Source organism: Streptomyces sp. NBC_00028 (assembly GCF_045041065.1).
GTDB lineage: Bacteria > Actinomycetota > Actinomycetes > Streptomycetales > Streptomycetaceae > Streptomyces.
Window position 1 is genome coordinate 7,624,401 of record NZ_CP108293.1, and the last position, 13,969, is coordinate 7,638,369.

Below are 13,969 nucleotides of genomic sequence, written 5' to 3' on the forward strand. Positions count from 1 at the left end.
TTCAGTATATCGAACGACCCTGGTGGGTGACCCAGTACTGCGGCATTACATGTGTGGAGGGACCCGCGGTGGCAGCAGCACCAGTCTGGAGTGTCGACCCCCGAACCGGGAAGCAGCGTGAACAGGTTGCGGTGGAGGCCACAGCCCAGGAGGTCGACGCCGCCGTCCGTGCCGCGCACGACGCCCGGGCCTCCCTGGCCGACCGCACCGTCCGCGCCGCGTTCCTGCGCACCGCGGCCGACAAGCTGGAGGCGGCCAAGGACCAGCTCGTCGAGGCCGCCGACGCGGAGACCGCGCTCGGCCCGGTCCGCCTCACCGGCGAACTCGCCCGCACCTGCTACCAGCTGCGGGCCTTCGCGGGCATCGTCGACGAGGGCGCCTTCCTCGACGTCGTGATCAACCACCCCGACGACACCGCCACCCCGCCGATCCCGGACCTGCGCCGTTACAAGGTGCCGCTCGGCGTCGTCGCCGTCTACTCGGCCTCCAACTTCCCCTTCGCCTTCTCGGTCGCCGGCGGCGACACCGCGAGCGCGCTGGGCGCCGGCTGCCCTGTCGTCGTCAAGGCCCACCCCGACCACCCCGGCCTGTCCGAGCTGGTCGCGGCCGTGCTGCGATCCGCCGCCGCCGAGCACGGCATCCCGGCGGGCGTCGTCGGCCTCGTCCACGGCTTCGAGGCGGGCGTCGAGCTCGTCAAGCACCCCCTGGTCGCGGCGGCCGGTTTCACCGGCTCCATCCGCGGTGGCCGCGCGCTGTTCGACGCGGCGGCGGCCCGCCCGGTCCCGATCCCCTTCCACGGCGAGCTGGGCTCCCTGAACCCCGTCGTCATCACCGAGGCCGCCGCCGCCGAGCGCGCGGAGGCCATCGGCACCGGCCTCGCCGGTTCGATGACGCTGGGGGTCGGCCAGTTCTGCGTCAAGCCGGGCCTCGTCCTGGTGCCGGCCGGCGCCGCGGGCGACGGCCTGGTCAAGTCCCTCACGGACGCCGTCAGCGACACCGCCTCCGGTGTCCTGCTCGACCACCGGATGCGGGACAACTTCATCGCGGGCGTCGCCGAGCGCGTCGAGCTGCCCGACGTCGAGTCCCCGGTGACACCGGGCGCGGGCGGCGAGCACACGGTCAGCGCGGGCTTCCTCACGGTCGCCGCGGAGAAGCTGGCGCAGGAGGGCGCGTACGACCTGCTCCTTGAGGAGTGCTTCGGTCCGGTGACCGTCGTCGCCCGTTACGAGGACGACGCGCAGGCCCACGCGGTGCTGTCACGGCTGCCGGGCAACCTCACGGCGACGGTTCATCTGTCGGCCGAGGAGGCCGCCGGTGAGGGGCGGGGCGCGGAGATCCTCGCGGAGCTGACGCCGCTGGCCGGGCGTGTGCTGGTCAATGGCTGGCCGACGGGTGTCGCCGTGGCGGCGGCCCAGCATCACGGTGGGCCCTACCCGGCCACGACGTCGACGTCCACCTCGGTGGGCGGCACGGCTATCGAGCGGTGGATGCGGCCCGTCGCGTATCAGGGGGCGCCGGAGGCGTTGCTGCCGAAGGAACTTCGGGACGACAATCCGCTGGGGCTTCCTCGTAGGTTCAACGGGCGCTTGGAGCGGTAGTCGCCGTAGGGGTGCGGGTGCGTTGCGGGGTGCCGGTACGTTGTGGCTGGTCGCGCAGTTCCCCGCGCCCCTAGGTGTCTCCACTCGCCCTGAGAGAATTTGGTCATGGACATCGAACTTCCCGAACTGCCCTTCTCCCTCCGTACTTACGGGCCCGACGGGCACTGGTCGTACGAAGACGGTGTGCTCAGCGGGTGGGCCGGGCCCCGGCAGGATCGGTTCGTGCCTCCCACCGCCGAAGGGCTCGACCCCGCCTCCGACGCGCCCCGTCTTCTCGGGGCGCCCGAAGGGGACTTCCAGCTGATAGCGCGGGTCACCGTCGGTTTCGCCGGGGCCTTCGACGCGGGAGTGCTGTACGTCCATGTCGGGGACCGGGCCTGGGCCAAGCTGTGCCTGGAGTACTCCCCGGACGTGCCCACCGTCTGCACGGTGGTCACCCGGGGACACTCGGACGACGCCAACTCCTTCACTGTGGAGGGCAGTTCGGTCTGGCTCAGAGTGAGCCGCACCGGGCGGGCGTTCGCCTTCCACGCGTCCCGCGACGGCAAGCACTGGACCTTCGTCCGGCTCTTCACCCTGGGCGGGGAGAAGGAGACCGGCGCCGCCCTGGTCGGCTTCATGACGCAGTCGCCGATGGGGGAGGGGTGCGTGGTGACGTACGACCACCTGGAGTTCCGCCCTAACTGGATGCAGGACCTGCGAGACGGAAGCTGACCAGCCAGGTCACCGCGAACAGGGCCGCGCTGATGGCCAGGCTCAGCCGCATCCCGGCGACGAAGCCCCCGGCCACCAGCGCCCCGAACACCGCGATGCCCAGCCCTCCGGCGACCTGCCGGGCCGCGTTGAGGACGCCCGCCGCGAGGCCCGCCCGCTCGGCCGGCACCGCCTCCATCATCAGGGTGGTGAGCGGCGGCACCGTCAGCGCGCAGCCGAGGGCGAGCGGCACGAGCAGCGCCGCCACCAGGGCCGGGGGTGTGGTCTCGTCGACGTACAGGAGCAGCAGCAGCCCGACGAGCGCGAGGCCCTGGCCGACCAGCATGGGCAGCCGTGCCCCGTACCGGCCGGCCAGCTTGCCCGACAGCAGGTTCGTCGCGCCGATCAGCGCGGACATCGGCAGGAACATCAGCCCGGCGTAGAGCGCGGAACGCCCCTGGACCTGCTGGAAGAAGAGCGAGAAGACGAAGACGGAACCGTAGAACGCCACGCTGCACGCCGCCCCCACCGCGACCGCCACGGAGACGGTGAGATTGCGGAACAGGCCGAACGGGACGACGGGATGGGGATGTCGCAGCTCGATCCGGGCGAAGGCCACCGCCGCCGCGATCGCAACTCCCCAGGCCACCCACCCCATTGACCCGCCCTCGATCACGGCGAACGTCAGCGAGGCCAGCGTCACCGCCGCCGCCACCTGACCCGGCAGATCCAGCGGCGCCGGACGACGCGGTGAGCGCGGGGCGCGCACCAGCAGCGCCAACGCCACCGCTCCCAGCGGCAGGTTGACGAAGAAGATGCCTCGCCAGTCCCAGGCGGCCGTCAACGCGCCGCCGGCGACCGGGCCCAGGGCCACCGCGACGGACCCGCCCGCGGCCCAGACGGCCACCGCACGGGCGCGCCGGGCGGGATCGTCGTACGCCTGCCGCACGAGAGCCAGCGACGCGGGCAGGACGACGGCCGCGGCCACCCCCTGGACCACCCGCGCGCCGATCAGCGCGGGGAGGGTGGGGGCGAGACCGCAGGCCGCCGAGGCGAGGGTGAAGACGGTGATGCCGATGCCGTACGCCCGGCTGGCCCCGGCCCGGTCGGCGAAGGCGCCGGTGGAGAGCATCAGCGCGGCGAACGCGAGGGTGTAGGCGTCCACCACCCATTGCAGACCGGACATGCCGCCACCGAGCACGGAACCGATCGAGGGGAGAGCCACGTTGACCACGGACGCGTCGAGGGTGATCAGCGCGAAGCCGAGCAGGGCGGCGGCGAGGGTGAGGGCGGGAGAGGGTTTCAACTCAGCCGAATCTTTGGTCAGTTGATGATCCATGAGCGTCTCGTCCGTTGGCATGTCCTCATGCTGCGGATCTTCGGGGAAGTACAGTAGTGGCCTGAATGCCATGCACCCGGAGGTTCTGGCCATGTCGCGGCAACGGGGACCGCACCGCATCGCCGTCGTCGCGCCGTCGCCGGTCTCGATGTTCAACCTTGCCATTCCGGAGCTGCTGTTCGCGAAGGTGGAGATCGACGGGACACCCGGCTACGAGGTGACCGTCTGCACCCCGGACCCCGGCCCGGTAGCCACCATGGGCGGGCTCGAACTGCAGGTGAGCCGGGGCCTCGAAGCCGTCCGCGCCGCCGACACGGTGCTGCTCGCCGGCACGGGGGAGCGTTACGCGCCGGACCCCCGCACGGTCGCCGCCGTACGCGAGGCGGCCGACGCCGGCAAACGGGTCACCTCCATCTGCAGCGGCGCCTTCGTGCTGGCCGAGGCGGGACTGCTGGACGGCCGCAGCGCGACGACGTACTGGCAGCTGGCGGACGAACTGAGGGACCGCTATCCGGCGCTCGACCTCAAGGGCGACGTCCTGTACGTCGAGGACGGCCAGATCCTCACCTCCTCCGGCTACGCGGCCGGCATCGACATGTGTCTGCACATGATCCGCACGGACTACGGGGCGGCCACCGCCAACGAGGTCGCCCGCCTGGCCCTGGTGGCCCCGGTCAGGCCGGGCGGTCAGACCCAGTTCACCCACACACCGCTGCCGCCCGAGCGGGGCACGGCCTGCGCCGACACCCGGGGCTGGGCCATGCGCAACCTCGACAAGCCCCTCACCCTCACCGACCTCGCCCGCCACGCCGGCGTCAGCGTCCGCACCCTGACCCGCCGCTTCCACGCGGAGAGCGGTGTCAGCCCGCTCCAGTGGCTGCTCCACCAGCGCGTGGAGCGAGCCAAGGAACTCCTGGAGACCACCGCCCTCCCCATGGACCAGGTGGCCAGATCCGCCGGCCTCGGCACAGCGGACTCCCTCCGCACCCACCTGGTCCGCCGCACCGGCCTCACCCCGACGGCCTACCGGACCCAGTTCAGCCGCGTCGGAGCGCGAAACGCCGCCTGACCGAGTGCCGCGCGCGGTACGCCGGGCGACTGCGGGCGCGTCGTGGCCGGTCGCGCAGTTCCCGGCGCCCCTGAGGGCGTCACCCGCAGCCGCGTTCGAACGTGCGGGGAATGAACCCAGCTGCTTGAACGTTCACTCACCATCCCCGTCGACCTGGAGAGAGAGCCGAGAACATGCGCGTCGAGATCTGGAGCGATATCGCCTGCCCCTGGTGCTACGTGGGCAAGGCCCGCTTCGAGAAGGCGCTGGAGGCCTTCCCGCACCGTGACGGCGTCGAGGTGGTGCACCGTTCCTTCGAGCTGGACCCCGGCCGCGCCAAGGGCGACGTCCAGCCCGTGATCAAGATGCTCACCAAGAAGTACGGCATGAGCGAGGCCCAGGCCCAGGCCGGCGAGGAGAACCTCGGCGCCCAGGCCGCCGCCGAGGGCCTCGCGTACCGCACCCGTGACCGCGACCACGGCAACACCTTCGACATGCACCGTCTGCTCCACCTCGCCAAGGAACAGGGCAGGCAGAACGAGCTGATCCAGGCCTTCTACCAGGCGAACTTCGCCGAGGAGCGCTCCGTCTTCAGCGAGGGCGACGAGCGCCTCGTGGAGCTGGCCGTCGCCGCCGGCCTCGACGCCGACGACGTCCGCAAGGTCCTCGCCGACCCCACCGCCTACGCCGACGACGTCCGCGCCGACGAGCGCGAGGCCGCCGAGCTCGGCGCGAACGGCGTGCCCTTCTTCGTGCTGGACCGCAAGTACGGCGTCTCCGGCGCCCAGCCCGCCGAGGTCTTCGCGCAGGCTCTGACCCAGGCCTGGGGCGAACGCTCCCCGCTCCAGCTCATCGACCAGAGCGGCCAGGGCGACGCGGAGGCCTGCGGCCCCGACGGCTGCGCGGTACCGCAGCGGTAGAGAACCCCAGCTCGGGGCCCATCTATAAGCATCACTTAGCGAAACCACGTAAAAATCGGCAATGGACGGGGAGTTCCCGGAAGCCCACAGTGGTTCCATGGACACCTTCGAGAGCCTCGTCCGTGCCGAGTTCGCCCCGAAGAACACCTACCTCAACACCGCGAGCACCGGCCTGCTCCCGGCCCGCGCCGTGGCCGCGATGCGCACCGCCGTGGAGTCGTCCGCCGCCGGTGACCCGACCGACATGTTCGGGGACGTCGAGGCGAGCCGCGCCGCCTACGCCCGCCTCGTCGGCGTGCCCGACAGCCGGGTCGCGGCCGGTGCCTCGGTCGCCGTCTACAGCGGCCTGATCGCCGCGTCCCTCCCCGCGGGCGCCGAAGTCCTCACGGCCGAGGGCGACTTCAGCTCCCTGGTGAACCCCTTCCACGTCCGCGCCGACCTCAAGGTCCGCAGCGTCCCGCTGGAGCGGATCGCCGAGTCCGTCCGCCCCGGCACCGCCCTGGTCGCGGTGAGCGCCGCCCAGTCCGCCGACGGACGGATCGCCGACCTCCCGGCGATCCGTGAGGCCGCGCGGACGCACGGGGCGCGCACCTACGTCGACGCCTCCCAGGCCGCCGGCTGGCTGGCCCTGGACGCGAACGCGTACGACTACTCCGCCTGCGTCGGTTTCAAGTGGCTCGTCTGCCCGCGGGGTGTGGCGTTCCTGGTCGTCCCGGAGGACCTCGGCGGGCTCCCCCCGCTGTTCGCCGGCTGGGTGGCGGGGCAGCGCCCCTGGGACGCGTGTTACGGCCCGATCGACGAACTCGCCCACTCCGCACGGCGGTTCGACGAGAGCCCGGCCCTCTTCTCCTACGCGGCGGCCCGCCACTCCCTCGAACTCCTGGCGGAACTCGGCGTGGACGCCATCAGGGTCCATGACCTCGCCCTCGCCGACCGCTTCCGCACCGGCCTGGCCGCGCTCGGCCACACCCCCGTGCCGTCCCCGGGCGCCCCGACCGTCTCGGTGCCCGGACTCGGCCACCGCCAGGGTGAGTTGAGCGCGGCCGGGATCGAGGTCTCCGACCGCGCGGGCAACCTGCGGGCCGCCTTCCATCTCTACAACACGACCGAGGACGTCGACCGCCTGCTGGACGCCCTGTCCACGCTGCCCTCCTGAACGGGCGGGGCAGCTCTCCTGGCGGTAGGCGCCGCCGGCCCGGTCAGTCCTCGGTGCCCTTGCCGCAGAGGTTGTTCTCGACCTTCACCAGCAGGTCGAGGAGCTGGCCGCGCTCGGCCGGTGTGAGGCCGGTGAGGGTGTTCTCCTCCAGGACGCCCCAGGCCTTCTCGACCTCGGTGAGCAGAGGGGCGCTGGCGTCGGTGGCCTCGACGAGGACCGCACGGCGGTCCGCCGGGTCGGGCAGGCGCCGGACGTGGCCCGCCTGCTCCAGGCGCTGGAGCATCTTCGTGACCGTGGACGGGTCGAGGTCGAGAAGTCTGATCAGCTCCGACTGCCGGGCCGGCCCGCGCTCCCACAGGTGCATCATCACCAGCTCCTGACCGGCGTGCAGCCCCAGCCCGCGCAGCAGCTTCCCCGCGGCCTTGCGGTGCAGCCGCGCGGCGCGTGAGAGCGCGTGGCTGACCGGCCCGCCGTGGGCCGCCGAGGGCAGCTCGGTACACGCGGGGCGGGTCTCCGCCTCCTTGGTGGCCTCCATGGGGCTCCCCGTTCTCGCCGTTCTCGCAGGTTCCTGCCTGGAAGGATACGCGCCCGCGGAATTTGCTTGGCCGACCAAGGAATGGGCTAGGGTGACTCCCGGTTGAATTACTTGGCCGACCACATAAACCGGCACGCAAACCGGCACACAAACCGGCCGCGCGCATCACCTGCCCGTATCGCGCCCGTCGTCTCAGGAGCCCCCATGACCACCGCCTTCGACCCCGTCGACCTCGCCGGCACCCCGCTCGCCAACCGCATCGCGATGGCGCCGATGACCCGTAGCCGGGCCGGCGTCGGCGGCCTGCCGACCGAGCTCACCGCCGAGTACTACGCCCAGCGCGCCTCCGCCGGGCTGATCGTCACCGAGGGCATCCAGCCCTCCCTCGTCGGCCAGGGCTACCCCGACACCCCGGGCCTGCACAGCGCCGAGCAGGTCGCCGCCTGGCGTACGGTGACCGATGCCGTACACGCCGCCGGCGGCCGGATCTTCGCCCAGCTCATGCACACCGGCCGGATCGGCCACCCGGTGCTGCTGCCCGACGGACTGACCCCGGTCGGCGCCTCGCCGGTGGCCGCCGACGGACAGGTCTTCACCCACGAGGGCCCGAAGGAGTACGTCGTCCCGCGCGAGCTGACCGGGGACGAGATCCGCGCCACCGTCGACGACTTCGTCACCGCCGCCCGCAACGCGATCGAGGCCGGCTTCGACGGCGTCGAACTGCACGGCGCCAACGGCTACTTGATCCACCAGTTCCTGGCACCCGGCTCCAACCACCGCACCGACCAATGGGGCGGCTCCGTCGAGAACCGCATCCGCCTCGCCGTCGAGATCGCCCGGGCCGTCACCGCCGCGATCGGCGCCGACCGCACCGGCCTGCGGCTGTCGCCCGGCAACCCCCTCAACGACATCCACGAGCCCGACCCGGAGCCGACGTACACCGCGCTCGTCGCCGCGTTGGAGCCGCTGGACCTGGCGTATCTGCACATCATGGAGGTCGGTGAGATCCGCGACCTGACCCTCGCCCTGCGCAAGCTGTTCGGCGGCGTCCTCGTCCTCAGCCCCGCCTCCGAGGGCCCGACGGGGCCGGACGCCCTCACCCTGGTCGAGGAGGGCGTGGCCGACCTCGTCGCCTACGGCCAGCTGTTCCTCGCCAACCCTGACCTGCCGTCGCGCCTGCGCACGGGCGGACCCTTCAACGCCCCCGACCGTACGACGTTCTACGGCGGGGGCGCGAAGGGCTACACGGACTACCCGGTACTCAGCGGACGGGAGTGAAGTCCCGCGCCCCAATGAACTCCGGGCGCCTGACGGGGGCCGCGAATGGCTCCACGGCCGCGTTTTCCACGCTGTTGAACACGATGAAGACGTTGCTGCGCGGGAACGGCGTGATGTTGTCGCCGGACCCGTGCATGCAGTTGCAGTCGAACCAGGTCGCCGAACCGGCCTTGCCGGTGAACAGCTTGATGCCGTACTCCCCGGCCATCGCCGTCAGCGCTTCGTCCGACGGCGTGCCCGCGTCCTGCATCTGCAGCGACTTCTTGTAGTTGTCCGTCGGCGTGGCCCCCGCGCACCCGAGGAAGGTCCGGTGCGAGCCGGGCATGATCATGAGCCCGCCGTTGGTGTCGTGGTTCTCGGTCAGCGCGATCGAGACGGACACCGTCCGCATGTTCGGCAGCCCGTCCTCGGCGTGCCAGGTCTCGAAGTCCGAGTGCCAGTAGAAGCCGCTGGCCCCGAAGCCCGGCTTGACGTTGATCCGGGACTGGTGGACGTACACGTCCGAGCCGAGGATCTGCCGGGCCCGCCCGACGACCCGCTCGTCCCGCACCAGCGCCGCGAACACCTCGCTGATCCGGTGCACCTCGAAGACCGAGCGGATCTCCTTGGTCTTCGGCTCGACGATGGAGCGCTCGTCCGCGCGGATCGCCGGGTCGGTGACGAGCCGCTCCAACTCCCGGTGGTAGACGGCCACTTCATCTGCGGAGATGAGTTCGTCGAGGGCGAGGAAGCCGTCCCGCTCGTACGACTGGAGGTCGAGGGAGGAGATCGGGCCGGGGGTGTCCGGGGAACCCCAGACGACGGGGTCCTGGCGCGGGACGGTGACCTCGGCGGCGCCTCGGCTCGGGTACAGATCGGTGATGGTGGTCATCGGGCTCAGCCCTCCTCGGTCAGCAACGGATAGACACCGTTCTCGTCGTGGTCCTCCCGTCCGGTCACGGGCGGGTTGAACACACAGATGCAGCGGAAGTCCTCCTTGATCCGCATCGTGTGCCGCTCGTGCCCGTCGAGGAGGTACATGGTCCCGGGCGTGATCGTGTACGTCCGCCCGGTCTCGTCGTCGGTCAGCTCTGCCTCACCCTCGACGCAGACGACCGCCTCGATGTGGTTCGCGTACCACATCGACGTCTCCGTACCCGCGTACAGGATCGTCTCGTGCAGCGAGAAGCCGACCCTCTCCTTGGCGAGGACGATGCGTTTGCTCTCCCAGGTCCCCGACGCGGACCTCACGTGCCGGTCGGTGCCTTCGATGTCCTTGAACGAACGGACGATCACGGTGCTGCGATGCCTCCTAGATTGGCGTTTCTTCTTCGGTCCGACGGTCCGACGGTCCGACGGTCTCCCCGTCAGACGGTCTCCCGTACGGCGCGGGCGAGGACGCTGAGTCCCTCGTCCAGCTCGTCGGGGCTGATCGTGAGCGCGGGAAGCAGTTTCACGACCTCGCTCTCGGGGCCCGACGTCTCGATGAGCAGCCCGAGTTCGAAGGCCCGCCGGGCGATCCGCCCGGCCCGGCCCTTCTCGTGGAACTCCAGGCCCCACACCAGCCCGCGCCCGCGGTACTCCTTCACATCGGCGAGGTTCTCCTCCGTGATCGCGATGAGCCCCTGCTCGATCTGCTCGCCGCGCGCACGGGTCTGCTTCTCCATCGCCGAGCCGTCGGCCCAGTACATCTCCAGGGCCGCGGTCGCGGTGACGAAGGCCGGGTTGTTGCCGCGGAAGGTGCCGTTGTGCTCGCCCGGTTCCCAGACGTCCAGCTCGGGCTTGAACAGGCACAGTGACATCGGCAGGCCGTACCCGCTGATGGACTTGGAGACGGTGACGATGTCGGGCGTGATGCCGGCCTCCTCGAAGGAGAAGAAGGCACCGGTGCGTCCGCATCCCATCTGGATGTCGTCGACGATGAGCAGCATGTCCTGCCGCTCGCACAACTCCTTGAGGGCGCGCAGCCATTCGGGCCGGGCGACGTTGATGCCGCCCTCGCCCTGCACGGTCTCCACGATCACGGCGGCGGGCTTGTTGAGCCCGGAGCCCTGGTCCTCCAGGAGCCGCTCGAACCACAGGAAGTCGGGGACGGTCCCGTCGAAGTAGTTGTCGAACGGCATGGGCGTGCCGTGCACCAGCGGTACGCCGGCCCCGGCCCGCTTGAAGGCGTTGCCGGTGACGGCGAGGGAGCCGAGCGACATGCCGTGGAAGGCGTTGGTGAACGACACGATCGCCTCGCGCCCCTTCACCTTCCGGGCCAGCTTGAGCGCGGACTCGACGGCGTTGGTGCCGGTCGGGCCCGGGAACATGACCTTGTACGGCAGATCGCGCGGGCGCAGCACCAGGTCCTGGAAGGTCTGCAGGAACGCGCGCTTGGCGGTGGTCGACATGTCGAGCCCGTGCGTGACGCCGTCCCGCTCCAGGTAGTCGATCAACGCCCGTTTCAGGACCGGGTTGTTGTGCCCGTAGTTCAGCGAACCGGCCCCGGCGAAGAAGTCCAGGTACTCGTGGCCGTCCTCGTCGTACATACGGCTGCCGTGCGCGCGGTCGAAGACGGTGGGCCAGCCGCGGCAGTAGCTGCGCACCTCGGACTCGAGGGTCTCGAAGACGCTGAGGTCGGGCTGGGTGATGGTCACGACGAATCGCTCCTCGTTAGGCGTGGGGGGAGTACGGGGGAGGGAGTACGGGGGTCGTCGACGGCCGGTCGGGGAGAGAGGGGACCGGCGCGGTCGGGGGTGAGGGGAACCGGCGCGGTCAGGGGGAGAGGGGACCGATGCGGTACAGGACTTCGGGGTCGTGCGGGCCGTCGGGGAACAGGCGCGTCGGGAAGAGCACCTCGCGCTCCAGGGAGGCGTCGTGCCGCTCCGCGAAGGCGCCGAACAGCCGCTCCGAGGCGGTGTTGCCGGGGGTGATGGTGGTCTCGACGCTCGTCACGCCGTACTCGCCACCGACCCGAGCGACGAGCCCGTCCAGCAACGCGGCGGCGATGCCGCGCCCGCGGTAGGCGTCGTCCACGGCCACCTGCCAGACGAGCAGGGTGCGCGGGCGGTCGGGTCGCACATAACCGGTGACGAACCCGACCGGTTCCCCGCGCCCGTCCCGGGCGACGGCCGAGGTGGCGGCGAAGTCGCGACACCACAGCAGATAACTGTAGGACGAGTTCAGGTCGAGGGCCTTCGAGTCCCTCGCTATCCGCCACAATGCGGCACCGTCCGTCACGGACGGGCGGTCGATTTTCAGGTCGTTCTGCGGGTGGGCTTGCAGGTCTGCTGGTGAGGCAGTCATGCGGATTGAATTTACCGAGGGAAATTAAAAAATGCATGGCCGGGTGGGGTTACATGATGGACCCTGTTGTGTTATCGCGCGGGCGCGGGCGGCTGCGCGAGAAGTGCGAGGTATGGTCCTTTATGTCCGGCACAAAAGGAGCAAAAGGGCCGTGATGTGTAACGCGTCACACCCATGTAACCCCCACGAGATCTTCCCGAATCACCCCGCTCGGCGTTCGCGAAATCTTTGCGTTTAGGCCGGAGAAAAGCGGGCAGAAGAAAACGGGAAGCTGTGCTGATAAAGAATTCCAGAATTACCGGAGAATTAGGCGCCGGTAACTCCGTCGATTCCCTCCCGCAAGAGGTCCGCATGTCCGTTGTGTCGGGCGTATTCCTCGATCATGTGGATCAGCACCCACCGCAGACTGACGTCCGTCCCGGTGAAAGGAGCGTCCACCATCCGCCCGGTGTCGTCGAGGGACCAGCCGACGTACAGCCCCCGCCCGCGCTCGACCTCGCGGCGCCAGATGGCGAGCGCGTCCTGGAGCGTGCGCGCGGGATCGAGGACGTATCCGCTTGGGTCACCGTCGAACACGGGCGGCAGGTCCAGGCCGCCGATCACCCGCTGGAACCAGTTCCGCTCGACCTCGGCGAGGTGCTGCACCAGGCCGAGCAGGGTGAGGGCGGAGGGCTCGACGGAGGCGGCCCGTGCCTGCGCGTCGTCGAGCCCCGCGCACTTGAGCGCGAGCGTGGCCCGGTGGAACTCCAACCAGCTCTCCAGCATGGGGAGTTCGGGACCGGTCAGAAGCGGGACCGGGCGACCGTCGGGGAGGGTGTGGGGCGTGTCGGTGGTCATGCGGGGAGCATGGCACGCACGTCTGACATCCAGGCCCGCCCGGAGTTCGCGGGCGAGCCCTTCGCAGGTGAGCCCTTCGCGGGGCCGGGTCGCCCCTCTACCGCCACTCACCCTCCACCGCCCGCAACGCCCCCTCCACGTCCACGTCCAGCCCCCGCTCCGCCAGCGCGGCACCCAGCGCCGCCAGACTCGCCCGCACCGCTCCCGGCGTCGCGTCCACCCCGTAGTGGTTGACCCGGATCATCTCCTTGGCCAGCGCACCCCCACCCGCGACCAGCGGCAACGCCGGATCCGAGGCCAGCGCCCGAGCCACCAGCTCGGATGCCACCACCCCGGCGGGCGCCCGCAGCGTCGTCGCGACCGGCGCCGCGTCCCGGGCCTCGTACACGTACGGCTCAAGCCCTCCGCCGAGCGCCACGGCACCCGCCCGAGTCGCCGCGGCGGCCGAGGCGTGCCGAGCCATCACCGCGTCGAGGCCGACCTCCTCGATCCGCTCGACGCATGCCTCGAGGGCCAGCATCTCCAGCTGCGCCGGGGCGTGGAGCAGCGCACGCCGGCCACCGTCGACCCACCGCTCCTTCCAGTCGAGCAGCGAGAGGTACGAGCGGCGCGGCGCCCGCGGGTTCGCCGCCATCCGCGCCCACGCCCGCTCGCTCACCGACACCGCCGACACACCGGCCGGCCCGCCCATCGCCTTCTGCGCCCCGATCACGCACAGGTCGACCCCCCAGGCGTCCGGCAGCACCGGCTCCGCGCCGATCGACGCCACCGCGTCCAGGTAGAACAGCGCGCCGTGTTCCCGTACGACCTCGCCGATCTCCGCGACCGGGTTGGTGTTCCCGGTCGCCGCCTCCGCGTGCACCAGCGACACGAAGTCGATCGACGGGTGGGCCGCGAAGGCCTCCCGGATCTGCTCCGCCGTGACGGCGCTGTGGAAGGGCACGGCGAGGTCGATGACCGTCGCCCCGCAGTCCCGCAGCCAGTCCCCGAAGGTCTGCCCGTAAGGGCCGGTGATGACGTTCAGCGCGACGGTCCCCGGCCCCGCCGTCCCCCGGATGGCCCCCTCCAGTGGCAGCAGTGCCTCGCCCTGCATGATCACGACGTCCTGCTCGGTGCTCAGCAGCCGTGCCACACGGTCCTCGATCGACGCGAAGTGCGCGGCGCTCAGCGGGGCCAGGTCAAGGAACGGGTGCGTCACGACGGTGCTCTCTTCGCTCACTGGGGTAGACGTGATCGAGGGTAACCGCCCCACGGCCAGCGCCGCCGACCGGTGCTTCTCAGGCTGAACGGCCTCGCGA

Annotated in this window: 14 protein-coding genes; 6 read left to right on the plus strand and 8 right to left on the minus strand. The window is 70.9% G+C overall.

The window, feature by feature from the left end; translation table 11 throughout:
- The first annotated feature begins 68 nt into the window (after nt 1-68).
- Nucleotides 69-1,598 carry an aldehyde dehydrogenase (NADP(+)) gene (locus OG885_RS34350; protein ID WP_405738121.1) on the plus strand — a complete coding sequence of 510 codons (1,530 nt, stop codon included), beginning with the start codon at nt 69-71 and terminating at the stop codon, nt 1,596-1,598.
- A 105-nt stretch (nt 1,599-1,703) separates the two neighbouring features.
- Nucleotides 1,704-2,312: a DUF1349 domain-containing protein gene (locus OG885_RS34355; protein WP_405738123.1), complete on the plus strand. Its 609-nt coding sequence runs from the start codon at nt 1,704-1,706 to the stop codon at nt 2,310-2,312.
- Here OG885_RS34355 and OG885_RS34360 read toward each other — a convergent pair.
- Entirely contained in the window at nt 2,278-3,651 is a 1,374-nt protein-coding gene (locus tag OG885_RS34360) for an MFS transporter (RefSeq protein WP_405738125.1), read from the minus strand. The genes OG885_RS34355 and OG885_RS34360 overlap by 35 nt on opposite strands.
- 70 nt (nt 3,652-3,721) lie before the next feature.
- Between OG885_RS34360 and OG885_RS34365 the strand changes: the two genes are divergently transcribed.
- The 3 genes from OG885_RS34365 to OG885_RS34375 all read left to right on the plus strand — a co-directional run bounded on the left by OG885_RS34365 (nt 3,722) and on the right by OG885_RS34375 (nt 6,754).
- Nucleotides 3,722-4,699, plus strand: coding sequence for a GlxA family transcriptional regulator (locus OG885_RS34365; protein ID WP_405738127.1), 978 nt, complete (start codon nt 3,722-3,724; stop codon nt 4,697-4,699).
- A gap of 173 nt (nt 4,700-4,872) precedes the next feature.
- Nucleotides 4,873-5,598: a DsbA family oxidoreductase gene (locus OG885_RS34370; RefSeq protein WP_329340623.1), complete on the plus strand. Its 726-nt coding sequence runs from the start codon at nt 4,873-4,875 to the stop codon at nt 5,596-5,598.
- A 97-nt stretch (nt 5,599-5,695) separates the two neighbouring features.
- Nucleotides 5,696-6,754: an aminotransferase class V-fold PLP-dependent enzyme gene (locus OG885_RS34375; protein ID WP_405738130.1), complete on the plus strand. Its 1,059-nt coding sequence runs from the start codon at nt 5,696-5,698 to the stop codon at nt 6,752-6,754.
- 43 nt (nt 6,755-6,797) lie between these two features.
- Here the strand turns inward: OG885_RS34375 and OG885_RS34380 are convergent, their stop codons facing one another.
- A complete protein-coding gene (locus OG885_RS34380; RefSeq protein ID WP_405738132.1) occupies nt 6,798-7,289 on the minus strand; it encodes a MarR family winged helix-turn-helix transcriptional regulator in 492 nt (163 codons plus the stop codon).
- Between the two features lie 204 nt (nt 7,290-7,493).
- Here OG885_RS34380 and OG885_RS34385 point away from each other — a divergent pair, with 204 nt between their 5' ends.
- Nucleotides 7,494-8,567 (plus strand): alkene reductase, encoded by a 1,074-nt coding sequence (locus OG885_RS34385; protein WP_405738134.1) that lies wholly within the window; start codon nt 7,494-7,496, stop codon nt 8,565-8,567.
- Here the strand turns inward: OG885_RS34385 and thpD are convergent.
- The 6 genes from thpD to OG885_RS34415 form a co-directional block, all read right to left on the minus strand.
- Nucleotides 8,551-9,438: an ectoine hydroxylase gene (gene thpD / locus OG885_RS34390; protein WP_405738136.1), complete on the minus strand. Its 888-nt coding sequence runs from the start codon at nt 9,436-9,438 to the stop codon at nt 8,551-8,553. The genes OG885_RS34385 and thpD overlap by 17 nt on opposite strands.
- Nucleotides 9,439-9,443: 5 nt before the next feature.
- Entirely contained in the window at nt 9,444-9,842 is a 399-nt protein-coding gene (locus tag OG885_RS34395) for an ectoine synthase (RefSeq protein ID WP_059197275.1), read from the minus strand.
- A gap of 71 nt (nt 9,843-9,913) precedes the next feature.
- On the minus strand, nt 9,914-11,185 hold the full coding sequence (ectB, locus tag OG885_RS34400) for a diaminobutyrate--2-oxoglutarate transaminase (protein ID WP_399958792.1): 1,272 nt from the start codon (nt 11,183-11,185) through the stop codon (nt 9,914-9,916).
- Nucleotides 11,186-11,303: 118 nt separating this feature from the next.
- Nucleotides 11,304-11,834, minus strand: a complete 531-nt coding sequence (ectA, locus tag OG885_RS34405; protein ID WP_405738139.1) for a diaminobutyrate acetyltransferase — start codon at nt 11,832-11,834, stop codon at nt 11,304-11,306.
- A gap of 306 nt (nt 11,835-12,140) precedes the next feature.
- Complete coding sequence (locus OG885_RS34410) at nt 12,141-12,671, minus strand: DinB family protein (RefSeq protein WP_405738141.1); 531 nt, start codon at nt 12,669-12,671, stop codon at nt 12,141-12,143.
- Nucleotides 12,672-12,768: 97 nt separating this feature from the next.
- On the minus strand, nt 12,769-13,869 hold the full coding sequence (locus tag OG885_RS34415) for a pyridoxal-phosphate-dependent aminotransferase family protein (RefSeq protein WP_405743005.1): 1,101 nt from the start codon (nt 13,867-13,869) through the stop codon (nt 12,769-12,771).
- Between the last annotated feature and the right edge of the window lie 100 nt (nt 13,870-13,969).

Excerpts from the sequence above, each read along its gene's own strand:
- thpD (WP_405738136.1), bottom strand. The coding sequence starts at position 9,438 with ATGACCACCATCACCGATCTGTACCCGAGCCGAGGCGCCGCCGAGGTC.
- OG885_RS34375 (WP_405738130.1), top strand. The coding sequence starts at position 5,696 with ATGGACACCTTCGAGAGCCTCGTCCGTGCCGAGTTCGCCCCGAAGAAC.
- OG885_RS34365 (WP_405738127.1), top strand. The coding sequence starts at position 3,722 with ATGTCGCGGCAACGGGGACCGCACCGCATCGCCGTCGTCGCGCCGTCG.
- OG885_RS34385 (WP_405738134.1), top strand. The coding sequence starts at position 7,494 with ATGACCACCGCCTTCGACCCCGTCGACCTCGCCGGCACCCCGCTCGCC.
- OG885_RS34370 (WP_329340623.1), top strand. The coding sequence starts at position 4,873 with ATGCGCGTCGAGATCTGGAGCGATATCGCCTGCCCCTGGTGCTACGTG.
- OG885_RS34355 (WP_405738123.1), top strand. The coding sequence starts at position 1,704 with ATGGACATCGAACTTCCCGAACTGCCCTTCTCCCTCCGTACTTACGGG.
- OG885_RS34380 (WP_405738132.1), bottom strand. The coding sequence starts at position 7,289 with ATGGAGGCCACCAAGGAGGCGGAGACCCGCCCCGCGTGTACCGAGCTG.
- ectA (WP_405738139.1), bottom strand. The coding sequence starts at position 11,834 with ATGACTGCCTCACCAGCAGACCTGCAAGCCCACCCGCAGAACGACCTG.
- OG885_RS34360 (WP_405738125.1), bottom strand. The coding sequence starts at position 3,651 with ATGCCAACGGACGAGACGCTCATGGATCATCAACTGACCAAAGATTCG.
- OG885_RS34410 (WP_405738141.1), bottom strand. The coding sequence starts at position 12,671 with ATGACCACCGACACGCCCCACACCCTCCCCGACGGTCGCCCGGTCCCG.